Source organism: Aestuariispira insulae (genome assembly GCF_003385955.1).
Classification (GTDB): domain Bacteria; phylum Pseudomonadota; class Alphaproteobacteria; order UBA8366; family Aestuariispiraceae; genus Aestuariispira; species Aestuariispira insulae.
In genome coordinates, this window is sequence record NZ_QRDW01000012.1 from 21,296 (window position 1) to 46,675 (window position 25,380).

The 25,380-nt window shown below is 57.3% G+C and carries 27 protein-coding genes and 1 tRNA gene; 13 read left to right on the plus strand and 15 right to left on the minus strand.

The features are described from left to right. Window positions 1-20: 20 nt before the first annotated feature. Together lepA and DFP90_RS19375 are read right to left on the minus strand one after the other, a co-directional pair. Window positions 21-1,823, minus strand: coding sequence for a translation elongation factor 4 (lepA, locus tag DFP90_RS19370; RefSeq protein ID WP_115938522.1), 1,803 nt, complete (start codon window positions 1,821-1,823; stop codon window positions 21-23). 96 nt (window positions 1,824-1,919) lie between these two features. Then, entirely contained in the window at window positions 1,920-2,618 is a 699-nt protein-coding gene (locus tag DFP90_RS19375; RefSeq protein ID WP_245957124.1) for a pyrimidine 5'-nucleotidase, read from the minus strand. A 185-nt stretch (window positions 2,619-2,803) separates the two neighbouring features. Here DFP90_RS19375 and DFP90_RS19380 point away from each other — a divergent pair, with 185 nt between their 5' ends. Continuing rightward, window positions 2,804-4,156, plus strand: coding sequence for a DUF2336 domain-containing protein (locus DFP90_RS19380; RefSeq protein WP_181905464.1), 1,353 nt, complete (start codon window positions 2,804-2,806; stop codon window positions 4,154-4,156). A 24-nt stretch (window positions 4,157-4,180) separates the two neighbouring features. Here the strand turns inward: DFP90_RS19380 and argB are convergent, their stop codons facing one another. The 5 genes from argB to rpmH form a co-directional block, all read right to left on the minus strand. Next, window positions 4,181-5,089, minus strand: coding sequence for an acetylglutamate kinase (argB, locus tag DFP90_RS19385; protein ID WP_115938527.1), 909 nt, complete (start codon window positions 5,087-5,089; stop codon window positions 4,181-4,183). Window positions 5,090-5,179: 90 nt separating this feature from the next. Further along, the gene (yihA, locus tag DFP90_RS19390) at window positions 5,180-5,830 is read right to left on the minus strand and encodes a ribosome biogenesis GTP-binding protein YihA/YsxC (RefSeq protein WP_115938529.1); all 651 of its coding nucleotides are present in this window, start codon (window positions 5,828-5,830) and stop codon (window positions 5,180-5,182) included. A 67-nt stretch (window positions 5,831-5,897) separates the two neighbouring features. Continuing rightward, the gene (yidC, locus tag DFP90_RS19395) at window positions 5,898-7,634 is read right to left on the minus strand and encodes a membrane protein insertase YidC (protein WP_115938531.1); all 1,737 of its coding nucleotides are present in this window, start codon (window positions 7,632-7,634) and stop codon (window positions 5,898-5,900) included. A 91-nt stretch (window positions 7,635-7,725) separates the two neighbouring features. Continuing rightward, window positions 7,726-8,106, minus strand: a complete 381-nt coding sequence (gene rnpA / locus DFP90_RS19400; RefSeq protein WP_115938533.1) for a ribonuclease P protein component — start codon at window positions 8,104-8,106, stop codon at window positions 7,726-7,728. 6 nt (window positions 8,107-8,112) lie between these two features. Next, the gene (rpmH, locus tag DFP90_RS19405; protein ID WP_115938535.1) at window positions 8,113-8,247 is read right to left on the minus strand and encodes a 50S ribosomal protein L34; all 135 of its coding nucleotides are present in this window, start codon (window positions 8,245-8,247) and stop codon (window positions 8,113-8,115) included. Window positions 8,248-8,522: 275 nt separating this feature from the next. Here rpmH and DFP90_RS19410 point away from each other — a divergent pair, with 275 nt between their 5' ends. The 6 genes from DFP90_RS19410 to DFP90_RS19435 all read left to right on the plus strand — a co-directional run bounded on the left by DFP90_RS19410 (window position 8,523) and on the right by DFP90_RS19435 (window position 14,225). Beyond that, window positions 8,523-9,260, plus strand: coding sequence for a TVP38/TMEM64 family protein (locus DFP90_RS19410; protein WP_218044748.1), 738 nt, complete (start codon window positions 8,523-8,525; stop codon window positions 9,258-9,260). A gap of 71 nt (window positions 9,261-9,331) precedes the next feature. Next, window positions 9,332-10,747 (plus strand): sensor histidine kinase, encoded by a 1,416-nt coding sequence (locus DFP90_RS19415; RefSeq protein ID WP_115938537.1) that lies wholly within the window; start codon window positions 9,332-9,334, stop codon window positions 10,745-10,747. Between the two features lie 279 nt (window positions 10,748-11,026). Further along, window positions 11,027-11,788 carry a Crp/Fnr family transcriptional regulator gene (locus DFP90_RS19420; RefSeq protein ID WP_245957125.1) on the plus strand — a complete coding sequence of 254 codons (762 nt, stop codon included), beginning with the start codon at window positions 11,027-11,029 and terminating at the stop codon, window positions 11,786-11,788. 25 nt (window positions 11,789-11,813) lie between these two features. After that, window positions 11,814-12,296: a GNAT family N-acetyltransferase gene (locus DFP90_RS19425; RefSeq protein WP_115938539.1), complete on the plus strand. Its 483-nt coding sequence runs from the start codon at window positions 11,814-11,816 to the stop codon at window positions 12,294-12,296. Window positions 12,297-12,367: 71 nt separating this feature from the next. Then, window positions 12,368-13,372 (plus strand): P1 family peptidase, encoded by a 1,005-nt coding sequence (locus DFP90_RS19430; protein ID WP_115938541.1) that lies wholly within the window; start codon window positions 12,368-12,370, stop codon window positions 13,370-13,372. 58 nt (window positions 13,373-13,430) lie between these two features. Continuing rightward, window positions 13,431-14,225 (plus strand): substrate-binding periplasmic protein, encoded by a 795-nt coding sequence (locus tag DFP90_RS19435; RefSeq protein WP_115938543.1) that lies wholly within the window; start codon window positions 13,431-13,433, stop codon window positions 14,223-14,225. 6 nt (window positions 14,226-14,231) lie between these two features. Here the strand turns inward: DFP90_RS19435 and DFP90_RS19440 are convergent, their stop codons facing one another. The 3 genes from DFP90_RS19440 to DFP90_RS19450 all read right to left on the minus strand — a co-directional run bounded on the left by DFP90_RS19440 (window position 14,232) and on the right by DFP90_RS19450 (window position 16,977). After that, window positions 14,232-15,155 carry a LysR family transcriptional regulator gene (locus DFP90_RS19440; protein ID WP_115938545.1) on the minus strand — a complete coding sequence of 308 codons (924 nt, stop codon included), beginning with the start codon at window positions 15,153-15,155 and terminating at the stop codon, window positions 14,232-14,234. A gap of 48 nt (window positions 15,156-15,203) precedes the next feature. Further along, complete coding sequence (gpt, locus tag DFP90_RS19445) at window positions 15,204-15,665, minus strand: xanthine phosphoribosyltransferase (protein WP_115938547.1); 462 nt, start codon at window positions 15,663-15,665, stop codon at window positions 15,204-15,206. A gap of 163 nt (window positions 15,666-15,828) precedes the next feature. Beyond that, window positions 15,829-16,977, minus strand: coding sequence for a hypothetical protein (locus DFP90_RS19450; protein ID WP_115938549.1), 1,149 nt, complete (start codon window positions 16,975-16,977; stop codon window positions 15,829-15,831). Window positions 16,978-17,395: 418 nt separating this feature from the next. On the opposite strand from DFP90_RS19450, the gene DFP90_RS19455 reads away from it, so the two are divergent. Then, a tRNA-Arg gene (locus DFP90_RS19455) sits at window positions 17,396-17,472 on the plus strand. Between the two features lie 67 nt (window positions 17,473-17,539). On the opposite strand, the gene DFP90_RS19460 is transcribed toward DFP90_RS19455, so the two are convergent. Beyond that, window positions 17,540-17,986, minus strand: coding sequence for a hypothetical protein (locus tag DFP90_RS19460; protein WP_115938551.1), 447 nt, complete (start codon window positions 17,984-17,986; stop codon window positions 17,540-17,542). A gap of 152 nt (window positions 17,987-18,138) precedes the next feature. Here DFP90_RS19460 and DFP90_RS19465 point away from each other — a divergent pair, with 152 nt between their 5' ends. After that, window positions 18,139-18,666, plus strand: coding sequence for a PAS domain-containing protein (locus DFP90_RS19465; protein ID WP_181905465.1), 528 nt, complete (start codon window positions 18,139-18,141; stop codon window positions 18,664-18,666). 30 nt (window positions 18,667-18,696) lie between these two features. On the opposite strand, the gene DFP90_RS19470 is transcribed toward DFP90_RS19465, so the two are convergent. Then, the gene (locus tag DFP90_RS19470) at window positions 18,697-20,037 is read right to left on the minus strand and encodes a DUF3422 family protein (protein WP_115938555.1); all 1,341 of its coding nucleotides are present in this window, start codon (window positions 20,035-20,037) and stop codon (window positions 18,697-18,699) included. Window positions 20,038-20,246: 209 nt separating this feature from the next. Between DFP90_RS19470 and tldD the strand changes: the two genes are divergently transcribed. From tldD to DFP90_RS19485, 3 genes are all read left to right on the plus strand, one after another. Beyond that, window positions 20,247-21,680 (plus strand): metalloprotease TldD, encoded by a 1,434-nt coding sequence (tldD, locus tag DFP90_RS19475; RefSeq protein ID WP_115938557.1) that lies wholly within the window; start codon window positions 20,247-20,249, stop codon window positions 21,678-21,680. Beyond that, window positions 21,677-22,063 carry a hypothetical protein gene (locus DFP90_RS19480; RefSeq protein WP_115938559.1) on the plus strand — a complete coding sequence of 129 codons (387 nt, stop codon included), beginning with the start codon at window positions 21,677-21,679 and terminating at the stop codon, window positions 22,061-22,063. The genes tldD and DFP90_RS19480 overlap by 4 nt, the downstream gene beginning before the upstream one ends. Before the next feature lie 124 nt (window positions 22,064-22,187). Beyond that, window positions 22,188-22,628, plus strand: a complete 441-nt coding sequence (locus DFP90_RS19485; RefSeq protein WP_115938561.1) for a GNAT family N-acetyltransferase — start codon at window positions 22,188-22,190, stop codon at window positions 22,626-22,628. Here DFP90_RS19485 and DFP90_RS19490 read toward each other — a convergent pair whose 3' ends face one another. Both DFP90_RS19490 and DFP90_RS19495 read right to left on the minus strand, forming a co-directional pair. Continuing rightward, window positions 22,629-23,132: a GNAT family N-acetyltransferase gene (locus DFP90_RS19490; RefSeq protein WP_115938563.1), complete on the minus strand. Its 504-nt coding sequence runs from the start codon at window positions 23,130-23,132 to the stop codon at window positions 22,629-22,631. It abuts the gene before it with no gap. A gap of 26 nt (window positions 23,133-23,158) precedes the next feature. Next, window positions 23,159-23,467, minus strand: a complete 309-nt coding sequence (locus DFP90_RS19495) for a chorismate mutase (RefSeq protein WP_218044750.1) — start codon at window positions 23,465-23,467, stop codon at window positions 23,159-23,161. Window positions 23,468-23,641: 174 nt separating this feature from the next. On the opposite strand from DFP90_RS19495, the gene DFP90_RS19500 reads away from it, so the two are divergent. Further along, complete coding sequence (locus DFP90_RS19500; RefSeq protein WP_115938567.1) at window positions 23,642-24,103, plus strand: hypothetical protein; 462 nt, start codon at window positions 23,642-23,644, stop codon at window positions 24,101-24,103. Window positions 24,104-24,153: 50 nt separating this feature from the next. Here the strand turns inward: DFP90_RS19500 and DFP90_RS19505 are convergent, their stop codons facing one another. Further along, window positions 24,154-25,371 carry an aminopeptidase P family protein gene (locus tag DFP90_RS19505; protein ID WP_245957126.1) on the minus strand — a complete coding sequence of 406 codons (1,218 nt, stop codon included), beginning with the start codon at window positions 25,369-25,371 and terminating at the stop codon, window positions 24,154-24,156. Between the last annotated feature and the right edge of the window lie 9 nt (window positions 25,372-25,380).

Sequence of the window (25,380 nt, forward strand, 5' to 3'; positions counted from 1 at the left end):
CTATTCCTTCAGCGCAACACCTAGTTATCGCCCATTTTGAGCGCCTCCAGGAAGGCGGATTGCGGAATCTCCACCTTGCCGAACTGGCGCATGCGCTTCTTGCCCTCTTTCTGCTTTTCCAACAGTTTCCGTTTTCGGGTGATGTCACCGCCATAACATTTCGCGGTCACATCCTTGCGCAAGGCACCAACAGTTTCACGGGCAATCACCTTGCCGCCAATGGCCGCCTGCAATGCCACCTTGAACAGCTGACGCGGTATCAGGTCCTTGAGGCGGGCACAGATCTGGCGGCCACGATATTCCGCCTGGGAACGGTGCACGATCATGGCCAGCGCATCCACCGGGTCACTGTTGATCAGGATCTGTACCTTGACCAAATCGCCTTCGCGATAGCCGACAATCTCATAATCAAAAGAAGCATAGCCTTTGGAGATGGATTTCAAACGGTCATAGAAATCAAACACCACTTCATTGAGCGGCAGGTTATAGACGACCATCGCGCGGTTGCCCACATAGGTCAGATCCACCTGCTCTCCCCGGCGCTCGGTGCAAAGGGTCAGGACCGGCCCCAAAAATTCGTCCGGCACCATGATGGTGGCCTTGATCCAGGGCTCCTCGATCCATTTGATCTTGGTGACATCCGGGTAATCGACCGGATTGTGCAATTCCTGCTCGGTCCCGTCGGTCATGCCCATACGGTAGACAACGGAAGGCGCGGTCGAAATCAGGTCCAGGTCAAATTCGCGGTTCAGCCGTTCCTGGATAATCTCCAGATGCAAAAGGCCCAGGAAACCACAGCGGAAACCAAAGCCCAGGGCCGCACTGCTTTCGGTATCATATTTGAAGCTGGCGTCATTGAGCGCAAGCTTGCCCAGGCTTTCGCGCAGATATTCAAAATCACTGGCATCCACCGGGAAGAGGCCGCAGAACACCACCGGCACGGAGGGTTTGAACCCCGGCAGCGCCGCATCCGCCGGATCCTTCTCATAGGTGATGGTGTCACCGACCTTACAATCATGAACGGATTTGATCGAGGCGGTGATGAAGCCCATCTCGCCCGGGCCCAATTCATTGACCATCACATGTTTGGGCGTGAAGACACCGACCCGGTCCACATCATGGGTGCGACCGGTGGACATCATCCGCACCTTCGCCCCCTTTTTCAAAGTGCCCTCAACCACGCGCACCAGGATGATCACGCCCAAATATGGATCATACCAGCTGTCAACCAGCATGGCCTGCAACTTGGCATTGGGATCGCCAACAGGGGCCGGCAGGTCGGTCACGACCGCTTCCAGCACATCCTGGATGCCGATACCGGTCTTGGCGGAGATTTCCAGGGCACCGGATGCATCGATACCGATCACATCTTCGATCTGAGTGCGCACCCGCTCGGGTTCCGCCGCCGGCAGATCAATCTTGTTCAGGACCGGCAACAGCTCCAGATCGCCATCCAAAGCCAGATAGACGTTGGCCAGAGTCTGCGCCTCGACCCCCTGGGAAGCATCCACCACGAGAAGCGCGCCCTCGCAGGCCGCCAGCGAGCGGGAAACCTCATAGGCGAAATCCACATGGCCCGGAGTATCCATCAGGTTCAGGATATAGGTCTCACCATCCTTGGCCTTATATTCCAGGCGCACGGTCTGGGCCTTGATGGTGATGCCGCGCTCACGCTCCAGCTCCATATTGTCCAGGACCTGCTCCTTCATCTCACGATCGGTCAGGCCACCGCAGACCTGGATCATGCGATCGGCCAACGTGGATTTCCCATGATCAATATGGGCAATGATGGAGAAATTGCGGATTTTGGATAAGTCGGTCATGGACGTTCCGGTTCAAATAACAGTCAAGCGCGCGCAAAATAGGCGTGAAACGCCCGGTTTGCAACGGTTTTAAGCAGACCCGCCCGGGCCGCCGGGTCAGAGGCTATATTCGCCGCGCACCAAGGCGTGCAGCCAATCGGTCAGATCATCGGTGATATGCTGCACATGGCCGCCTTCCGATCCAAAAGACGACCATTCCGCCTTGGTTTTCACCCAGACCGTCTTCATACCCATCTCCGCCGGCACCTTGAGGTTTTTGGCCATATCCTCGACAAAAACCGCCTTAGCCGGATCAACGTCAAATGCCGCCACCATCTTGTGATAGGGCTCGGCATTGGGCTTGGGCTGGTAATCCGCCGCGACGATATCAAAGGTCCCGTCAAAATGATGGGCGATACCGATCCGGTCCAGCACCGCATCCGCATGGGCGACCGTGCCGTTAGTGAAAATCAGTTTGCGGCCCGGCAATGCCTCAAGGGCCGTGTTCAGCCGGTCATCCCTCAAGACCGGCGAATAATCAATGTCATGGACAAAATGCAGGAATTTCGCCGGGTCCATGCCATGGTGATGCATTAATCCATTGAGGGTCGTGCCATGTTCCAGGAAATAGCGTTTCTGGATGGTTTTGGCTTCGGTGTGGTCAACGCCCAGGAAATCCGTGATAAAGGCCCCCATCTGTTTGTCGATTTGGGCAAACAGGTTACAGCGTTCGGGATAAAGGGTGTTATCCAGATCAAAGATCCAGGTTTCCGACGCCAACAGGCCCTGGGCAGCATTCATATCATCGTCATCCATATTGAGGTTCCATTTCCCGTCTCAACCTTCTAAACGGGGTGCCGGGCCTTTCTACACGTTTCCGCGCCAGTCTCAAAGCCTGCAAACGTATAACTTAATGACGCATATTAACTTGTCGCTCATCCTTTTACCGCTATCATGCTGGCAAGAGTAATCATTTTCCGAGAATGTTTCAGACAGCCCGAATGACGGACCAAGAATTCATCCCTTCCCACCCGCGGGTTCCGGCCCGGCTGACCTATGAGCAGGCCCGCGACCTTGCCGCGGAGGATGATCCGAAGATCAGGAAGGCGCTTGCCGAACATCCGGCAACGCCGCCGGAGATTCTCTATTTCCTGGCCAAGGATACGGATATCGACATCCGCCGGGCGGTTGCCTGTAACCCCAATACGCCACGCCAGGCGGACCTGTTGCTGACCAGCGATGAATCGCCCGAAGTCCGGCATGACCTGGTGAACAAGATCAACCGCATCACCCCCGATCTCACCGAAGACAAGCGTAAGGCGGTCTATGAAGTGACCGTGCAGATGCTGGAATTGCTGGCGGTCGATCAGGTTGTCCGGGTACGCCAGATCCTGGCCGATGCGATCAAGGATCTGCCGGAGGTGCCAAAATCCCTGGTCCACCAACTGGCCACCGATGCCGAACTGATCGTGGCGGAGCCGGTCTTGCAATTCTCACCGGTTTTCAACGATGCCGATCTGGCCGACATCATCCACCAGAAACCGGTGCAAGGTGCCATCTCGGCCATATCCAGGCGCGCGCAATTGTCAGCCGACCTGAGCGAGGCCATTGTGGATAGCGGCGACCGGGATGCCATCGGCCATCTGCTGGAGAACCCAAGGGCCGAGATCAATGAAGGCACCATGAATACCATCCTGGACCAGGCCCCCTGCGTCCCCGCATGGCACGGCCCGCTGGTCTCACGGCCGAAGCTTTCCTCCAACGCGGCCCAGCGCCTGGCCTCCTTTGTCGCCATGAACCTGTTGGACCAGCTGCAGCAGCGCAACGACCTGGATGATGACACCTTGGTGGCGCTGACCATGGCGGTTGAAAAACGCCTGGCCGATGAGGCCAAGGCGGCCCGGGAGGAAGAGAAGCAAAAAACCTGGGAAGAAGAGGAAGCCGAGCGCGAAGCCGCTGAGGAGGAGGACGAGGCGGAAAACGGAGCAGAAGACGAATGGAGCACCGATGACGAGGAGTTCCAGCATGTCCAGACCCTGCATCAGGTGGGCGGCCTGGATGCAGACGCGATCGACGAAGCCTTTGACGAGGATCGCAAGAAATTTGTGATCGCCGCTGTCGCCATCCTGGCCGACCTGCCCTACGGATTAATCGGCAAAACATTTGGCCGCCCGCAGGCGCGTGAGATCACCGCCATTTGCTGGAAAGCGGGACTGAGCCCGCATTTTGCACGGCGGGTCCAGATGCAATATGCCCGGATCGATCAAAAAGGCCTGGTGTCACCGAAACCGGACGGCAGCTACAGTCTGACGGAGCCGGCGATGAAAAAGATTCTCTTTGGATTGCAGGGCTGAACGGTCAAGCGGCAAAAGGCGGGATCACCCCGCCTTGATCAGGGTACCCGCCCCCATTTCAGTGAAAATCTCCAACAGCACCGCATGGGCATGACGCCCATCCAGGATCACGGCCGCGTCGGCCCCTTCTTCGATCGCCTTGATGCAGGTTTCCACCTTCGGGATCATGCCGCCCGACAAGGTGCCATCCTCCATCAGCTCGCGCGCGCGGCTGACATTCATTTCCCGGATCAGTTTACCCTCTTTATCCAGCACACCGGCCACATCGGTCAGCATCAGCAGACGCCGTGAGTTGGTCGCGCTGGCAATGGCACCAGCGGCAGTATCCGCATTGATATTGTATGTATGCTCATCCTCGCCCCAGCCAATCGGCGCGATCACCGGAATAAATTCCGCCGCCATCAGATTGACCAGCAACGACGGGTTGACCGCCACCGGTTCCCCGACAAAGCCCAGATCCAGAACCTTTTCGATGTTGGAATCCGGATCCTTCTTGGTCCGCGTGATCTTGCGGGCCGTGATCAGGCCGCCATCCTTGCCGGACAGGCCGACCGCATTGCCCCCTGCGGACTGGATCGCCGCCACAATGCTTTTGTTGAGCGATCCGGACAGTACCATTTCGGCAATCGCCACGGTTTCCTCATCCGTCACACGCAGCCCGTCGACAAACTCGCTTTCCTTCTCCAGCTTCTTGAGCATGGCGCCAATCTGCGGGCCACCGCCATGCACCACCACCGGGTTGATGCCAACCTGTTTCAACAGCACGATATCACTGGCGAATTTCTTGGCCAAAGTGGCGTCACCCATGGCATGGCCGCCATATTTGACCGTGATCGACTTACCGGAATAGCGGCGCATATTGGGCAGTGCCTCGGTCAGGATGCCCGCTTTTTCAAGCCATTCGAGACGACGCTGGTTTTTTTCTGTGCTCATATCAACCCCGTTCGGTTCCGGCCCGCAACCAGGCCGTTCATTTTCATTTACATTAACGCGCCCACTCCCTCTGTCCAGAGGGCTGGCAGATCAGCCCCGCGCGATCGGCGTAGGTGACGCCACCCCGTTCAACAGGGCCCGCAGTTCCGGCACGCCCCAGCCTTTGTGTGAGCTGGTCACCATGACTTCCGGGAACGCTGCGGCGCGCTTTTTGATCGCCGCCTGGACACCGGCCAAGGTCTTGTCGCGCTGCTGGGTCTTGACCTTATCAACCTTGGTCAGGATCAACTGGTAGGCGACACCCGCCTCATCCATCATATCCATCAATTCTTCGTCCGTATCCTTCAGGCCATGCCGGGCATCCACCAGCAGGCACAGTTTCTTCAAGGATTGACGACCGCGCAGATAATCCCGCACCAGTTTGGTCCAGCCATGGACCTCGGTCTTGGAAACACGTGCATAACCATGGCCCGGCAAATCAACCATCATCAGACGGTCGCCCAGATTGAAGAAATTCAATTCCCGCGTCCGGCCAGGCGTATTAGAGGTGCGCGCCAGCGTCTTCCTGCCGGTCAGAGCGTTGACCAGGCTGGATTTGCCCACATTGGAGCGGCCGGCAAAAGCGATCTCCGGCAGAACATCACCCGGCAGCTGTTTCAGATTGGCGACACCAAGCAGGAACTGGCAGGATTGCGCAAAGAGCAGGCGGCCCTGCTCAATCTCTTCATCGGTGAATTGCATTCTTTCTTCCCGTCATCAAAAGGCCCCGTACGATGACGGGGCCTTGAAGTGTAGCATAATTTCCGGATCAGGAAGCCTTGGCCGCGCCGCCGCCGACGGCAACACCCATTTTCTTCATAATCAGATATTGCTGCGCAATGGACAGCGTGTTGTTCCAGGCCCAATAGATCACCAGGCCCGCCGGGAAAGTGCCCAGCATGAAAGTGAAGATGATCGGCATGAAGGTGAAGATCTTCTGCTGGATCGGATCGGCGGGGGCCGGATTGAGTTTCTGCTGCAGCCACATGGTCAGCCCCATGATCAGCGGCCAGATCCCGACGTTGAAAAATGCCAACATCGCCGGCACCTGCCATTCAATCAGACCAAAACCGGTCAGCAGCCCCAACGGATCGGGCGCGGACAGATCCTGAATCCAGCCGAAGAAGGGCGCATGGCGCATTTCAATATTGATGAAGAGAACCTTATAGAGCGCAAAGAAGATCGGGATCTGCACCAGGATCGGCAGACAACCGGCCAACGGATTGACCTTTTCCTTCTTGTAGAGCTCCATCATTGCCATATTCAGCTTCTGACGGTCATCCCCGTGCTTTTCCTTCAACTCCTGCATTTTCGGCTGCAAAAGTTTCATGCGGCTCATGGAGACATAGGATTTATGCGCCAGCGGCAGCAGGATGATCTTGATGCCTAGCGTCAGAGCCAGGATCGCCAGGCCAAAATTGCCCAGGAATTCGTTCAGCCAATGGATGATGTAATACATCGGCCGGGTCAGGAAATGGAAATAACCAAAATCTACAGATCGGTCGAACAGCGGCAGTTCCAGCTGCTCTTTGTATTCATCAATCAAGATGGCTTTTTTCGCCCCGGCAAAGATGTGGTCCTTGCTTTCGAAAGCGGCACCAGGTGCGAGAACCGTGCTCTGCTCATTGATGAAATTGGCGGTATAATTGAAATCGTTTCCGCTCGCCTTGGCCAGATACTGGGCTTTGATCTTCTTGCCCTGATCCGGCAGCAGAGCTGTCTGCCAGTATTTGTCGGTGATCGCGACCCAACCACCTTCGCTCTCAAAGCTCACGGTGCCTTTTTCCGCATCCTGAACGTTTTCGTAGCTCTCTTCCTTCAGGCTTTCATCCAAAACACCAGTGAAACCCTCATGCAGGATATAAAAACCTTCGGTCTGCGGCGTGCCAAGGCGACGGATTGTGCCATAAGGCGCCACCTGGATTTCATCGGCGCTGTTATTGATGACCTTCTGCTCAATCGTAAACAGATAATGTTCATCCAGGCTGTAGACCTGTTGGAACACGACACCCGCTGGGTTGGTCCAAGACAGGGTCACGGAATTGCCCGGTGTCAGGATTTCCCGATCCGCCGACCATACGGTATCGGCCTTCGGTGCCTCGACGCCTTTTGACGCCCACATCCCCATGCTGGCGAAAAACGCGCCTTTCGTGCCTTCTGGGCGCAGCAGAACGATATTCTTGCTGTCTTCATCCAGCGTCTCTTTGAATTCCGGCAAAACCAGATCGTCAAGGCGGGCACCACGAAGATTGATCGAGCCTGTAAGAACAGGCGATTCAATTTTAACACGCGGGCTTTCAGCCAGCACTTCCGCTTTGTCGCGGATCGTCTCCAATGTCGGCGTTTCCAGAGCGGTTGGCGCACTGCTGCCCGGTTGCGGCGTGGCAACGCCGTCAGCCGTTTGTTCCTGCGGCGCGACCGGCTGCGGGGCCGGGGCGAAATATTGGAATCCCCCCCACACCAAAATGGAAAGGATGATGGCTAGAAAGGCGTTCTTCTGTTCCATGAAAACCCCGGTTCGCGCAAACCTGCCGGTTGGATCACCGGGCTTGCGGCCTGCTCAAGTCAACTCGCTCTGTTTCAATTGGCGAGGGGGTTTAAGAAGCTTCCGCCCCCACCTCTTCTTCCTTGTCACGCCGAAGCTTCAAGCGTTTCAAGGCCTTCTTGAGATCACGGATAAGGGCTGGATAAGGCCGGTCTACCGTGCCGGCCCGTGCGATCAGGACATAATCATGCCCCGGAAGCGCAAAAAGTGGCAGGATTTCCCGTGCCACTGCCTTTAACCGCCGACGGGCCCGGTTTCGGACCACCGCCTTGCCGACCTTGCGGCTGGCAGTGAACCCGACCCGGATCGTCGCTTCCTGCATGTTGGATTCCCGTGCCTGGAGAACCAGACCGGGCATCGCGGCGCTTCGCCGAGCACCTGCTACACGCAGGTATTCAGACCGCCGCGTCAATCTTTCAACGGCGGGTAACATCGGGTCTTAAGCGGACAGACGCTTGCGACCTTTGGCCCGGCGATTGGCCAGAATGGTACGACCAGCTTTGGTAGCCATGCGTGCACGGAATCCGTGGCGACGCTTGCGAACGAGCCGGCTCGGCTGATAGGTGCGTTTCACGTTTCTTCTCCTAGAGTTGGGCATAGGCCCGGAAATTCGAACGCCGCTGTATAGTGTGCATGGCCGTGCAAGTCAACGGATGAGTCGCCGCAAACGACTCTATCCGGGCCGAAGGGGCAAAAACTCACCTATTAACAAACCGCTCGCGCGTCTCTCACGGAGCGTTTACTGGCACGTCAGAGCCGCACAGGCTACAACGCATTCGTGGGGCAATAACAATTAGCTGTGGGCTTTATATCCCGCCTGCAGATAAAATCAAACACAGGTTTTAAGCGATGACGGAAGTTGAATTGGAAATGCAGGAAAAAAAGTCGATCCATAAACGTCTATTACCCGTTTATCTGTTGATCGCCGTTTTCATTCTTTTCATCGCCACCGGCCTGCACGAACATTTCACCCCGGAATCCCTAAAGGAAAACCACGCAACCCTGACCAGCTTCGTCCAGGAAAATGCCCTTTTGGCCGCCCTGGCCTTCATTATTCTATATGCACTCTGCACCCTGTTTTCCCTGCCGATCGCGACCGTGATCACCCTGGCCGGCGGCTTCATGTTCGGCGCGGTTCTCGGCACCGCCTATACGGTTATGGGCGCGACCATCGGGGCAACAGCCCTGTTTCTGGTCGCCAAAACTTCCCTTGGCGAATTGCTGCATGAAAAAGCCGGCCCCTGGCTGGACAAGCTGGAGAAGGGGTTTCACGAAAACGAGCTCAGCTATCTTTTTTTCCTGCGCCTCGTGCCGCTTTTCCCCTTTGTCGCGGTCAATCTGGCCCCGGCTTTTCTCGGCGTGTCCGTGCGCAACTATGTGATTGCTACCTTCTTCGGCATCATTCCCGGCAGCGCCGCCTATAACTATGTCGGTGCTGGCCTGGGCTCGATCCTGGAACAGGGCGGCGAGATTTCGCTGGAAGGGGTTTTAACCCCGGAAATCCTGACCGGGATTATCCTTTTGTGCGGGATTGCACTGCTGCCGGTGGTCTATAAAAAGATCAAGGGCACGCAAGCCGAAGACTGAAATCCGCCACCCCACGCCCCCACCGGGGGGTTTGGTTTTGATTAACCTTCTGACAATGTTATAGTTTTCCCATGACGGGACCCATTGATCCAAAATCCGCCACCAACGGCGAAACCATGTGGCATGCGCTGGTCCACAGCCTGTCCGCGCGCCTGCTGATCCTGACCATCAGCTTTGTCATGCTCACTGAGGTCTTTGTCTTCTTGCCGTCCGTCGCGAATTTCCGGATGAACTGGCTGAATGAAAAGCTTGGCGCGGGCCACCTGGCGATCCTGGCATTGGATGCCACACCCGATGGCATGGTCTCGGAACAATTGCAGATGGAATTGTTGAAACATGTGGGCGCGCGTTCCATCGCCGTCCGGCGGATCGGGGTCAAGGTCGCCCTGATCAACGATATGCCACCTGCTGTGGATGTTACTTATGATCTGCGTGGTGCCATGGCCCCGGAATTGATCATGGATGCACTTGAAACCCTGACCGGGGGTGAAAACCGCGTGATGCGGATCGTCGGCCTGTCGCCCAAGGATGAAGCCGCGGAAATTGACCTGATTCTGGATGAAGGCCCCCTGCAAGAGGCAATGGTCTCTTTTGCTGGGCGGATCTTCCTGCTGTCGCTCGCCATTTCCCTGGTGACAGCGGGCCTGGTTTATCTGTCACTGCAATGGTTCCTGGTCCGGCCCATGCGCCGCTTCACCGCCAATATGGTCGGCTTCGCCGAAAATCCCGAGGATGAAAGCCGGATCATGACCCCCGGCCGCCGCCGGGACGAGGTTGGCCGCGCCCAGCGCCAGCTGGCCGGATTGCAGCGCAGCCTTCACGGCATGCTCCGGCAAAAGGCGCATCTTGCGGCCCTTGGTACCGCCGTTGCCAAAATCAATCACGATCTCAAGGGAATTTTGTCGACCGCCCTGGTGGTTTCCGACGCCCTGGAAGCATCCGAGGACCCCAAGGTCCGCAAAATCGCACCAACCCTGATTTCCTCCATTGACCGTGCGGTGGCGCTGTGTGGACAGACATTGAATTATGTCGGTCAGGACCGGCCGCCGCTCAACAGAAGCTGTTTCCCGCTCGACCGGCTGCTGTTGGAGGTGGGGGAAGGCCTGCCTAACGGGGCCACCTTAAGCTTCGGTCGGGATTGCGCCCTGGAACTGAATGCCGATCGGGATCAAATGTTCCGCATCCTGCAGAATCTCGCCCGTAATGCGGCCCAGGCAGGGGCCCGACAGATCCGGGTGACCTGCCCCTCCCAGACGGATGACAGGAAAACCCTGGCCCTCGAGATCTCTGATGATGGGCCGGGTCTGCCGCCGCGGGCCCAAAAGAACATGTTCCAGGCCTTTGAAGGATCTGGACGGTCCGGCGGCACCGGCCTCGGGCTGGCCATCGCACGAGAGTTGGCGCGCGGCCATGGCGGGGATCTGTCCCTGCAATCCACCAGCGCGGAAGGCACCATCTTCCGGCTGGAACTGCCCTGGGTGAAATAAAACAACCCGATCCGGATGCTATGGGAATGGACCAATTTGTCGCAGATCCGTCAATTGACACAACCCTGCCCCGGCAGTATCCCTAGCGCCGGATTAGGTGCTGTCACATACAGCCAATGTCTTCCTGACGCCAACGGCGTAGCGGGATACGCAGTCAAAATGGTTCCTATTTTCAAGGACATGTTCTAGACTGTCGCCCATGGATTGGATGCCCCGGACAAAGGGGCCCAAAAAGATTAAAACGATGGGCAATTCGGGATTTAAGAAAGGCCAGAGCACGTGAGCTCTTCCAAACAAGATGCGGCAGCACCGCTTATAAATGCAGCCCCCCAGCCAAAGCCGGACCCGCTGGCTGGCACTCCTTGCGCCGCCTGTTCCGTTCGGGATCTTTCTCTTTGCAATGTGCTGCGCGAAGATGAGATGGAGATCCTGTCCCAGATCGTCACCACGGTTGATGTTGCCCCCCGGGAACCCATCATTGATGAAGGCGAAGTTGCCGGGTCGTTGTTCAATGTAACCGGCGGCGCGGTGAAACTTTACAAACTGATGCCCGATGGCCGGCGCCAGATCACCGGCTTTCTGTTCGCAGGCGACTTCCTCGGGATCGCTTTGAACGATATTTATGCCTATTCCGCCGAGGCGGTAAATCAGGTTAAGTTATGCCGCTTTCCCAGCACCAAACTTGAGGATCTGCTGAGTCAGTTTCCGCATATGGAAAAACGGCTTTTGGGCATGGCATCAAACGAACTGGTTCAGGCCCAGGAACATATGCTGCTGTTGGGCCGAAAGAGCGCCAAAGAGAAGGTCTGTTCCTTCCTGCTATCCTTGTCACGACGCGCCGAGAAGCGCGGGGAACAACCCAGCCCCATCTCCGTCCCGATGAGCCGGGCCGACATTGGGGATTATCTGGGCCTGACCACGGAAACCGTCAGCCGGACCTTTACCAACCTCAAGCGCGACGGCTTCATCCGGCTTCTGGAAGGCGGTATCGTGGATATTCCCGACATGGAAAAACTGGAAGAACTGGCTGACGGTTTTTAAATCCGCCTGCGAATAGAAAACCTCAATGGCCAAGCCCCCAGTCATTCATCTGCTGCCCATGACCCCGTCCTATTACGCGAACTGGCTGGATCATGCCATTCAGTCCTTTGCCGATGACAAGCAACGCACACATGGTTATGCCCCGGACCAGGCCCGGAAGCTGGCCAACGACAGCATAACAGGCCTGCTGCCTGACGGTCCGGAGACCAAAGACCAGCATCTGTACATGGTCCAGGAAGAAACAGGCACCCCGATCGGTCACGCTTGGCTGGCGATGAAAGATGATTACGGCCTGCGCCGCGGATTTATTTATGAGATTGAAATCCTTGATAATTTCCAGGGGAACGGTTTTGGACGTGCCACCATGCAGGCCCTCGAAGAGACAGCCCGGGCATTGGGAGCAGAAGCCCTCGGCCTCCATGTATTCAGCTTCAACCAACCGGCTCAAAACCTGTATCGATCACTAGGTTTCGATGTTACCGGTCTCTCCATGGAAAAAGCCCTGTAAAATCAGTTAACAAAACCCTTGGCTCCCTTTAACATCCCTATGTTAAAGGAAATTCCTACAGGAAACCGATCATGCTGCTTCATCCAGGACCGAAAAATCTCATCACCGATGTTCCCGGCATCAAGGTCGGCAATGCGGAGGATACAGAAGCCCTGACCGGCACAACCGTCGTCCTGGCTGACCGCCCCGCCATCGCCGCCGTTGATGTGCGCGGTGGCGCGCCCGGCACCCGTGAAACCGACATGCTGGCGTCCGAAAGCACTGTAGAGCGTGTTGATGCCATCACCTTGTCCGGTGGCTCCGCCTTCGGATTGGATGCCGCTGGCGGCGTGATGCAATGGCTGGCCCAACAGGGGCGCGGCTTTTCCGTGGGCGAGGCGCGCATTCCCATAGTGCCCGCCGCCATCCTGTTCGACCTGCTCAACGGCGGCAACAAAGGCTGGGACGGAACACCGCCCTACCGGAGCCTTGGCATCGAAGCCTGTGAGATGGCCGGAACGGATTTCGCGCTCGGCAACGCCGGTGCAGGCCTAGGCGCCCAAGCAGGCGATCTGAAAGGCGGGCTTGGCAGCTGCTCTCTGGTCGATGAACAACTGGGCTATACCATTGGGGCCCTGGCGGCCGTCAATGCCGTCGGTTCCGCCGTCATGCCGGACCAGACGACCCTTTGGGCCTGGCCATTTGAACGGGACGGTGAATTGGGCCGGCAGCAGCCGCCGGGCAAACAAGAGCCACCGGTGCCGGACATGCCGCAAAAGAGGCCGCTGCGCACCGCCACCACCCTGGTCACCGTGGCCACCGACGCGCCGCTTTCCCAGCCACAGGCCAAGCGGGTCGCCGTAATGGCCCAGGACGGTTTTGCCCGTGCCCTACATCCGGTGCACAGCCCCCTGGATGGTGATATTGTTTTTGTTCTGTCCACCGCGCGGGAAGAGGACCACAGCGAATTACTGGATCCCTGGGATCTGAGCCGCCTGGGGGCCGGTGCGGCCGATTGCGTAGCACGTGCCATAGCCCGTGGCGTGTATGAAGCAGAGGGCTTGGGAGGCGTGCCCGCCTACAAGGACATCCGCTAACGGTAGGCAGGTCGGGATTCATTTGCTATGATCCCTACTCCCGGGGTGGGCGGCATGAATGACGACGGGGCAGCTCCGAATGCGCACGATCACGTTATGTTTCATCACCGCGATTACTATCCTGGCCGGCATATTGCCCGCTGGAGCCGCCGAGCGTGTACGGCTGACCAATGGGGAATGGCCCCCCTTTCAATCGGAAAACCTACCGCATTACGGCCCCTATTCCCATATCGCCAAACTGGCCTTTGCAGAAGTGGGAATCGACGTGGAATTCGGGTTCTTCCCATGGAACAGGGCGGTCAAACTGGTGCAGGACGGGCATTGGGACGGCACATTTTTCTGGGTCGCCACACCTGAGCGCGAACAGGAATTCCGTCTGAGCGATACCGTGATCACCTTCCGCGAGGTGATCTTTTACTCAAAAGACAACCCATTAAAGGTTCAGACAATCGAAGATTTTGCCGGGCTCACCATGGGGCGGATCCAATCCAGCGCCTTTGGTCATCAATTTGGCAATCTGATTCAACAAGGCCGGGTCCATGTAACCGAAGTGCCGACCAACGAAAACCTGTTTCAAATGCTGGCGTCGGGCCGGGTGGATTTCGTGCCCGAGCTCTATCATAGCGGCCAGGAAGCCATTCAGGCGCTTGCCGGACGGATCGATCGCACAAGGATCGATTTTGACCCACGCTTTGGCCAGGATTGGAACTACCATATGATGATTTCCCGCAAGACGGAAAATGGCGCGGAGATCCTGGCGAAATTCAACCAAGGACTGGCGAAGCTGAAGCAAAAAGGCCTGATCGAGGAAATCATGGCCCCGATCACCAATCCCGCCATACCTTCAGAATAATACCGGTCAGCAGGCGATCTTGCTTTGCATGCCTTCTACACAATGCCAGAGCCTACGCACCTGCGTGCGGTTTTTATCCGCCGCACGGAAAAGATTGATCCCAAGCTCGGTTCGGTAGTTGTCATCGCCGATTTCGATCAGCCGCCCATCGGCCAGCTCCTGAAGAACCGCGCTTTCCGGTAGCCAGGCCACGCCCTGCCCCGCCAGAGCCATGGCTTTCAGGGCTTCCGCCATCGGATTTTCATAAACAGGCCGGAATCGTTTGGAAATCCCGGGCCGGGCCAGAATATGATCCTGGACGCGGCCGAAAAAGCAATCCGGCGAATAGGCCAGTAACGGAATACCGTCATCTGCACCGCCCAGGCGCAGATCCCAGATCGGTCGCCCCTTATGATTGGCCGGCCCCACCAGGATCAACTTTTCCTCCGCCAGGCAAATGCCCGGAAATTTTTGCGGATCCAGCAGAAGCGGTGTCGCATCATGGGTGAAGCAAAGCAGGAAATCACAATTACCGTTTACCAGGGAAGAGACCACATCGTGCAAGTTTCCCGGCATCAGGCTCGTCATCAACCGTTCGCCCAATTCCCCCTCTATCGCGCGCAGCCACTGCGGAAAGAAGTTGAGCGAAATGGCATGCAAGGCGGAAAACCGCAAGGTGGCGCGACCGCGGCTTTCCTGATTGGAAAATTCGGAGCGCGCCTCATGCATGATACGCAACACTTCTTCCGCCGTGTCCCGGAACTGCCGCCCCGCATCGGTTAATGTGGTGGGGTAGGTACTGCGATCTACAAGGGAGGTGCCGAGCCAGTTTTCAAGCGCCTTGATCCGGCGAGAGAAGGCCGGCTGGGTGACATAGCGCATCTTGGCCGCACGCGAAAAACTGCGCTGATTGGCCAACATGACAAAATCTTCGAGCCACTTGAGCTCCATAACACCACTACCTTACTTTGACACAACCCTGATCGGCGCGGTTAGCGGTTAGCGCATTTCCTTGATCGGCTTGGCGTAAACGGGCGCCACATCCCAGGGGAACAGGATCCAGGTGTCCTGGGACACTTCAGTGATGAAGGTATCCACCAGCGGCCGCCCCGCGGGCTTGGCATAGACGGTGGCAAAATGCGCCTTTGGCAGCATGTTGCGCACCACCCTGGCCGTTGTGCCGGTATCCACCAGATCATCGATGATCAGCCAGCCTTCGCCTTCACCGGCCCCTTCAACCCCTTTCAGGATGCTGGGGTCACCCATGTCTTTCTTATCATAGGTGGCCACACAGGCCGTATCGATCAGACGGATCTCCAGCTCGCGCGCCACAATGGCGGCCGGCACCAAGCCACCGCGGGTGATGGCAACAATCCCTTCAAACGGCCCCAACTCAGACAGACGCCAAGCCAGTGCGCGGGCATTGCGGTGCAATTCGTCCCAGGAAACCGGAAAATCCATGCGGTAAGTATCGCTCACGGAAGAAATCCTTCAATATCAGATCAATAGCAAAAGCCGCCTATTCAGGCGGGAGGCGGGCCGTTTCCGGCCCTGTTTAGCGAGAACCCGGCCTTCCTGTGGGAAGGCCGGGTTCGGCAGTATCATGTTGGCAATGTGACCAAACTTAGCGGACGTAAAGCCGCACTTCGTTATTGGTCGCATTCGGGTCCCCGGTCGCCAGCAATTGCACCCGACTGCCGGGCACACCCATATCGGTCAAGGTGCGCAACACATCTTCCGCATTGCGTTTGGCGGCAGCACTGTTCAGGGCAATTTGAGCCGAGGTGCCGCGTTGCGGGCTAATCGCCACCAGATCAAAGGTCGCGGTCGGCTTGCGGGACAGCGCCAGGCTCACCGCATTATAAAGCGCCTGCTGATAATTCACATTCGGGCGGTCGAAGCGGATGATCACCAGCGGACGGTCACCCGGATGCGGCTGTTCGGACCGGCTGGCCGCGCGGGCCAGGTTTTCGGTCTGGGTAAAGGCCCGAGTTGCCAGGCTGGCACCATAAAGCTCGCCATTTTTGATCGCCAGGGACAGGGTCGTCATATTCTGGCGTTCGTTATTCACATAAACATTCTGGCGGTTGATGTCCTGGGAAAGGTCGGTCATCAGGCGATCCACCTGAACCAGTTCCTGATGCACCCGGTCTTCCAAAGACTGCAGGCGCTCATGGTCCGCATCGACCGCACCGCTGAGGCCATAGGTGGCCTGCACTGCGCTCAACAGATACTGGCCAAAGGCCGCCTGTTCCGCCGCTTCGTTGGACAGCTTGGTCATGCGCGGAATGGTTTCCGCCACCTGTTCGAGCTGGACCTGGGCCTGGTTCCACTGATCCACCAGGATCGGGTTACCCGGCGTCGTACCGCGCTGCAGACGCGCCGTGATCAAGCCGAGCAGGCTGTGATACTGGTCTGATCCGACCTGGGCCTCGCGCTGGATCTGTTCCACTCGGCTACCAATGGCATTGACGCCTTGTTGAAGTTTGGCCAGGTCGCCATCCATATTGCTGACCTTATTGCCGACGAAGGTGCCGGTATTTTCATCCGGCAATGTGCGGGCCTGCGGCACCGGATTGGTGGCCACCGGTTGCACTTCGGTTTCGGCAACCGGCGCAGTGTTGTTCACAGGTTGCACAGTCGCAGGAGCCGAAGAACTGCTGCCACCGGACGGATCTGATGCTTCCAGGGAAGGCCAGAGCGAATCTCCGCATCCGGCCAACAGAAAACTAGCTGCACTCAACGTAACGGCAAATTTCTTAGAAAAACCCATGCCCCAATTCAGCCTTTTTAAATCTTTTACCGTCGGCGCGCGGACCGGTTCAAAACCCCTAAACCAAGGACGCAACATCCAGACGAAAACAACATTAACCCGCAGTTTAAATCAAAACCCCTGCGATCAACAACCTGTTCAACAATAAAAGGGAATCAACCCCTTCCATTCTTGGTTCGGGCGATACTACTTGACTGTACGAAAAGCCACAAGCGCATATATGTCTATGCTCCCCGACAAGGATTGCCAAATTTTCCGACAGTTGTAATTAGGTCACAGCCTGCGGCCCAAACAGGAATTTTAACGAATAATAGATATTTTTTTGCAAAATTGTGATTCCGGGGTTGCCAAAGCCCCAACCGGGGATTATACCCCACGCCGTCGGGCAGGAAGCCTGGCAGACGGAAAACATGGTTATGCGCCCGTAGCTCAGCTGGATAGAGTACTTGACTACGAATCAAGGGGTCGGGAGTTCGAATCTTCCCGGGCGCGCCATTCCTCAGAATTGACCAGGACTTGGACCGATCGGCCAGGTCCTTTTTTATTGCGTGAATTCCCCCGCCTAAAATCCCGTTTCCGTCCCCAGGCGCTTCAACTGACGCCAGCCGATGAAACCGTTCAATGCCAAAACCAGGAACAGGACTGGGAAAACAAGCGCGATAACGATGCCTGCCGTGCCATTGAACCATCCCTTAAATGTCACTATCAAGATGACTGCCGCCAGATTGAGCAATAGCAGCAGCACCATCAATCCAAGTGCCACAGGCGACCATCCCGCACGCCCGGCCCGCATCCTGAAGGCCATGAGCACAAACAGTAAGCCGATCACGCTATAGCCCATCACCCAGGGCCAACTCAATTCCGGACTTACAGCGCTGAGCAGCCCAGCCAGCAAGGAATAAAACCCCAAGGCCAGTACCGGCAGCCCCGCCATCCGCACCGCGGCAAAAGCGCTTTCCTGATCAATAACGGGAATCCAATAGCCATTCCCATCCGGTCTTTTGCCCATTACGCGGCCTCCCATAACGAATGTTACAACGCTGTTCTCCAAGACTAAGTTGTCCAGCATCTTTGGCAACAGAAAAGACCGGATCTATTGACCAATCAGCGCAGGGCTTCCTATTATCCTATGGTGGATTAAAAAGGCTGGACGATCTAGATATGCGCGAACCCATCGAAGGCGATAAGGTGCGATTTGGCGATTATCACGCCGAACGGCAGGATAATTTCCAAATGATCTACCGCTATCCGGTTTTTGACCGGGAAGTTTTCCACACTGATGTGGTGCGACATCTCTATGACTGGTGGTCCTCTTTTGCGCCACAGCCGCCGCAATGGGATGATTTCGATATTGTCCAGCATGCCAAATTCACCTCCAATATCTATTTGATCAAAGTGCTGGATCAGGATTGGTATGAATATCGCCTGAACGGGGACAAGGTCGCCTATCTGGTCGGGGAAACCATGCAGGGCGTGAAATTCACCCTGGATGATGCGGTGCCCAGCCGCCGGACCCTGGCCGCCTATTGCCATGAAATCTGTGAAAGCAAGGTGCCGCGCCGCTGTGACGGCATGCTCTATCTGCCCAACGGCCAGGAAGTGAATTTTGAATCACTAGACTGCCCCCTTTTTAATGAACAGGGCGAGGTCAGCCACACCATCGGGGCCATTGCCGCCATACATGATTAATCCCGGATCATCCGGACGGCCAGAGGAACACTATCTTTCCTGACCATCATCTTTCATGATGGCGCGGCGCACCCGCCGCATCCCCAGCCAGACCAGCCCGCCGATCACGGGAATGGAAATCCCCGTGACCAGGGATACATCCACCGGCAGGCCCGCCGTCTTCGCCGCCTTCGCGCCATAACCCATCAGGCCGACGGCATAATAGGTAATCGCCGCGACCGAGAGGCCTTCAACCGTTTCCTGCAGGCGCAGTTGCAATTGCGAGCGGCGCGCCACCGCCTTCAACTGATGCTGGTTTTGCTCCTGCACCGCGAAATCCACCCTGGTGCGCAGCAAATTCGCCGCCCTTGTTGCCCGCCGGGATAAATCCGCCAGCCGATCAGCGGCGGATTCCACCGTCCGCATGGCCGGTGCCAGCCGCCGGTCCAGAAACTCGCTTAAACGCTGATAGCCGGGAATGCGCTCTTCCTCTAATTCCGCCAGACGGGATTGCACCAGTGCATAATAGGCCCGGGTCGCACTGAACCGGTAAGTCGCCGCCGCCGCCAGACGTTCAATCCGGGCCGACAGCCCTGAAAGCTCGTGCAGCATCTCGCCATCATCCTCGGCGGAAGTGTTTTCGCCAGGTTCCGCCATGCGGCTGGTCAGGCCGGCAAGCGCGGTATCGATATGGGCGGTTTTTGGCCCCGTTGATCGGGCCAGCGGCAGGGAGAGCAGCGCCATGTTGCGATAGGTTTCGATCTCCAACAAACGCTGGATCATCCTGCCTGCTTTCGCCGGATGCATGCCCTGATCGCGGATCAGGATGCGGCTATGGCCATCGGAATGGATGCGCATATCGGTCCAGAACTGCGCCAGCCCCGCCGCCATCTGGCTGCCCAGCAGACTTTCATCGACAAACCAATGATGCAGGTCATCCTCATCCGGCTCCTTAGAATCCGATGGCAGGAAACAAAGGTGCGCACCGACCATCCGGTCGCCGGGCAGGCTTTCCAGCCATTCCGGCGGCACGAAATCGACCGGGTTTTCCTGGAACGGCTCGCCATGGTTGGCCTGGCGCATGAAGGTATAGGTGGTGAATTCCGTATGCCGTTCCCAGCGCAGCCGGAAGGCCCCGAAATCGGCACGGAAATAGCTGGCATTTTCCGCCGGCGGGTTAACCCCCAGCCGCTCGCACAAAAGCCGCAGATGTTTCAGGTCCTTGCCCACGTTCCCCTCGCCCGTGGTCATGGAATAATAGCTGATCTGCATCGGCGGGCTGAGCTTCTCAAACGGCCGGGCATGCATTTCATTGCTGAGATCATAGCGCAGCGGGTGATCGCGGATTTCCGGCGGCAGGGAAGTGCGCAAGGTTTTCTTCTGATCGTTCATAACGTCTCCAGCTTTTTCCCACCGACGCCCCAACGGGCGGCCCGGATCTTCACCGCTTGAGATTTTGCGGTCTTTCCCATTGGCGACCGGCTGTATATCCTAGGCGATAGTTATTGCAATCATGCGGCAACAGCGCCACATAGTCATTAACGATATCCGACGCTTTTACCGCCGATACCGACCAGATTCCAGTGATTCAGGAGCAAACCATGTCCAATATCGCCCGCACCGACCAGATTTTCTTCGAAAATACAGGTCTGGACCAATCCCGGGTGGAAAAACTGGTGAGCGACACCCTGCGGGGGGCCGATGACGGCGAATTGTTCCTGGAATACTGCCAGTCGGAAAGCCTGTTTCTCGATGATGGCAAAATCCGGGCGGCCAATTTCGACACCACACAGGGTTTCGGCCTGCGCTCGATCGCGGGCGAGGTTTCCGGCTACGCCCATTCGTCCGAACTGTCCGAAGCAGCTCTGAAACGCGCGGCTAATACGGTACAGGCGGTTCATTCCGGCCATTCGGGAACCTTTGCCGACGCGCCCAACGGCACCAACAATATTCTCTACACGGACGAAAACCCGCTGGGTGATTTCAGCTTCGAACAAAAGGTCAAGCTGCTGGGCGAGATTGATGCCTATGCCCGCGCCAAGGACCCGCGTGTCTCCCAGGTCAGCGCCTCCATCGCCGGGGAATGGCAGGCAGTTCAGATCGTGCGCCCCAGCGGCCTTCGTGTGGCCGACATCCGCCCGCTGGTGCGTTTGAACATCTCTGTGGTGGTCACTGACGGCGACCGGATGGAAACCGGCTCCTACGGCACCGGCGGCCGTGTCGGTTTCGGCGAGTTCGTGACCGAAGCCAGCTGGCAGGCCAGTGTGGATGAGGCCCTGCGCCAGGCGCTGGTCAATCTGGATGCGATTCCGGCTCCGGCCGGCGAGATGACCGTGGTGCTGGGTTCCGGCTGGCCAGGCATTTTGCTGCATGAAGCGGTCGGCCACGGGCTGGAAGGGGATTTCAACCGCAAAAAAACCTCGGCTTTCTCAGGCCTGCTGGGCCAGCGCGTTGCCTCTCCGGGCGTCACCGTGATTGATGACGGCACGATCCATGACCGCCGCGGCTCGCTCACCATCGATGATGAGGGCACGCCGACTGCCAAAACCGTGCTGATCGAGGACGGCATCCTGAAAGGCTATATGCAGGACCGGATGAATGCCCGGCTGATGGGCATGACGGCCACCGGCAACGGACGCCGCCAATCCCACGCCCATGCGCCCATGCCGCGCATGACCAATACCTATATGCTGGGCGGCGACAAGGATCCGCAGGAAATCCTGGAAAGCGTCAAGGACGGCATCTATGCGGTCAATTTCGGCGGCGGCCAGGTGGATATCACCAACGGCAAATTCGTCTTTTCCTGCACCGAAGCCTATAAAATTGAAAATGGCAAGCTGGGCGCGCCGCTAAAAGGCGCAACCCTGATCGGCAACGGGCCGGAAAGCATGCAGCGGGTTTCGATGATCGGCAATGACATGGCGCTCGATCCCGGCATTGGCACCTGCGGCAAGGACGGCCAGGGTGTGCCCGTTGGCGTCGGCCAGCCGACCCTGCGCATGGACGGGCTTACTGTTGGCGGCACGGCGGCGTGACATCCAACTACGACGAAGATTATCCATTATTTACAATGGAACTCTTTGGGGAGAAATTCGATCCGGCAGATATACCGGGTTTGAATGATTTGCCGGTCCAGCACAGGATTTCACCCGGCGATCCAAGGGCCTATGGTAAAAAAGCTTCCGAAACCGCAGTCTATGAATACGGGCTTCTATTGATTCATTCGAACTCAATTCGTGGGTTAGCCCAACACTGCCAGACCATCTTTCGTTCCTATGATCGACAAAAAGTTGAATCAGTTAATATTCACGTCACCTATGACGGCGATCCACAAGGCAATTGGGAATTTGACAGGGACGAAATATACTTACTTGCCGAGATTGGGGCCAGCCTCTCCGTCACCTGTGACAGGCCTTAGAGCCGATATAGCCAATCGCTTCCAGATAGTGGCCTCCTCAGTTTTCCCAAATTGGGCCTGTTCCTCCGCGTCAATTTCCCTATTCCTTGGCGGCTGAATAAATCAGTACCCGAGGAAGCACCCCATGTCCGTCACCATCCGCCCGCTTGAACCCGCCGACCGTACGGCCTGGAACCCGCTCTGGCAGGGGTATCTCACTTTTTACGAAACCGATCTGGATGATGCGGTGACCGAAGTGACCTGGGCTCGCCTGATGACCCCTGGCGAAGACCCCAGTGGATTTGCCGCCCTGAATGAGGCGGGCGAGATAATCGGTTTCACCCATTATCTCTATCACCGCTCCACCTGGGCGGAGGGGCCTTATTGTTACCTGGAGGATCTTTATGTATCGGAGGCGGCCCGCGGCACCGGGGCCGGGCGCGCGCTGATTGAGGCGGTTTCGGACAGGGCGGAGAAAGACGGGGCGGAGCGGGTTTATTGGAACACGCAATCCTTTAACGAGACCGCGCGCAAGCTGTACGACAAGCTCGCGACCCTCACCCCCTTCGTGCAATATCGAAAATAATCAACCAAAGGCGGGGTGATAGGAGACCTGGCCGCTGGGCACGGCCGTCCCAAAGGGCAGGATCTGGAAATATTCCGCCGGCACATTAGGCAAAATCATCCGGCCATCGGCATGGAAGCCAAAGCGGGCATAAAAACCAGGTTCGCCCAACAAAACCACACCGGCGGCCCCGCTGGCTTCCAGCTCGGCCAAGCCTTCGCGGATCAGGGCGCTGCCTAGCCCGCGGCCCTGTTCAGATGGCAACACGGAAACGGGGCCAAGCCCGTACCAGCCCCGGTCCTCGCCATTGATGGTCACTTTGGAAAAGGCGATATGGCCGACGATTCTGTCGCCTTCGTCGATCACGAAAGAAAGGCTCAGCGCGCCCTCATCACGCAACCGATCAACAATCAGATGCTCGGTGGGCCGTGCGCCTGGCGCATGATGGGGGTGGTTTTCAAAAGCCCGGAAGATGAGGTCGCGGATCGCGGCGATATCTGATGATTGTTCCGGGCGTATAGTCATCGGCTCTCTTTTCTTGTCTTACGCGCCTAAAACTCTTCCGGCTTGATCCGCTTATATTCCTCCATCTCAAATTCGATGAAGGCATCGACCATGGGCCGCCAGGCGGCTTCGGCGATTTCGGGCTTCAGGCCATGTTCCTTAGCCAGGCGTTTCACATTGGAAACCACTTCCTCAATCCGCTCCGGAATCCGGACAATATTGGGATTGTCCTTGATCCGCGCGGCCTGGGCAACATATTGCGCCCGTTCTGCGAGCAGTGCAATCAGTTCCGCATCCAGGCGGTCCACATTGCGGCGGACATCCTTCATGGTTTCACAATATTCGATCTCTCTCATGGCGGGTTCCATAAGGCTGGGTATGACAGTGACCCGCTTTATACCCACCCCTCACGGTCCAGGCAAACGCATTGTAATAATATTGCGCATGTCTGCTGCGATCCGCCGCAGGCCGGTTTCGGGGCCCGCGATTAATCGGTCGCGATATACCCCGAATCCAGGTATGAAAGAGCCATGAACAATCTCCGCCGCCTTTTTTATCCAACCCTGGCGTGCTATCGGCTTTTGCTGATCGTTGCGGTGCTGGCGCCCCTCTCTGCCTGTGAGGAAGACACGCCCACCGCCACTGAAAAAGCCCTCATCCGGCTTGAGTTGACAGATTTCCAATATCAACAGACCGACGATCGCGACCGGTATTACCATCGGCGGCGCTTCACAGCGCTGAACGGCACCGGCGCAAGGGTGACGAAGGGAAGGGTCTGCGTTGAAAATGGCGCGGTCTGCGCCGAAGCCGTGGTTGATTACCGGATCGAAGGAGACAGCGTTTTCGAGCAGCCGCAATCCTTCTTTGCCACAAGGGCCGAAACGGACCGGATCACGGTGGAATATTGGCTGATCGATGATGCGGGTTTCGAGCATCACCTGACCGCCGAGATACAGGTGGCGGATCAACAGGCAAAATGGGTGGAACAGTAAGCGGGATAACGCCATCCCGGCCGCCTGGCCGGGATGGCGATCCATGATAATTAGAGGATGTTATGTCCCGGCCCATAAGGGAATTTGGTAATATTCTCCGCCCCTTCTTCGCCGACAATCAAAATGTCATGCTCGCGATAGCCACCGGCACCGGGTTCGCCTTCCGGCACCCAGAGCATAGGCTCCATGGAAACCACATGGCCCGGTTCCAGCACAGTATCGATATCCTCGCGCAGCTCCAGGCCTGCTTCCCGGCCATAATAATGGCTGAGCACACCAAAAGAATGGCCATAGCCGAAGCTCCGATATTGCAACAGGCCTTCATCCGCAAAGAACCGGTTCAGCTCGTCACAGATCTCGGCACAGCTTATGCCCGGCTTGATCAGGGAGAGGCCCAATTCATGGGCCGCCACATTGGCCTGCCACAGGCGCAGACTGTCCGCATCCGGCTCACCCAGGAACAAGGTGCGTTCCAGCGCGGTGTAATAGGCTGAAATCATCGGAAAACAGTTGAGCGAGAGGATATCGCCCTGTTCCAGCCGCCTTGTGGTCACCGGGTTATGGGCCCCGTCGGTGTTGAGACCAGACTGGAACCAGACCCAGGTATCGCGCAGTTCACTGTCGGGATGGGCCCGGGCAATCTCACGTTCCATGGCGTCACGCCCGGCCATGGCAACGTCAATTTCACGCGCGCCCTCTGCAATGGCCGCATGGATTGCTTCACCGCCAATATCGGCGATGCGTGCGCCTTCCCGGATCAGAACCATTTCCTCATCCGATTTCAGCATACGGGCCTGCATGGTGGCCGGTGCGATATCCATAATTTCCGGCGCATCCAGCATCGCATCCAATGTCTTCCTGGCCGCCAATGTCAGATGATCCCCTTCGATTCCGATCCGCTTGACCGGCCCGACCAGATCCCGGACCGCACGCCAGTAATTGTCCCGGCGCCAGTCGGTATAGATCACATTATCAGCGACCGAACGGCGCCAGGGCTGGCCACCATCAATATTCGCGGACAGGGTCGTGCATTTATCCTGAGTCACCACACAGCCATAGGGCCGACCGAAACTGCAATAGAGGAAGCCGGAATAATAGGCGATGTTATGCATGGATGTGAGCAGGACAGCCGGAATATCTTGTGCCGCCATGATAGCGCGCAGGCTGGCCAGGCGGCGACCATATTCCGCCTCACTGAAGGGCAGCGGGGCCTTGCCGCCATTATGGCTGATAAAGGTATCCGGGCGATTGGCAATGTTTGACATCATCGTCTCCAC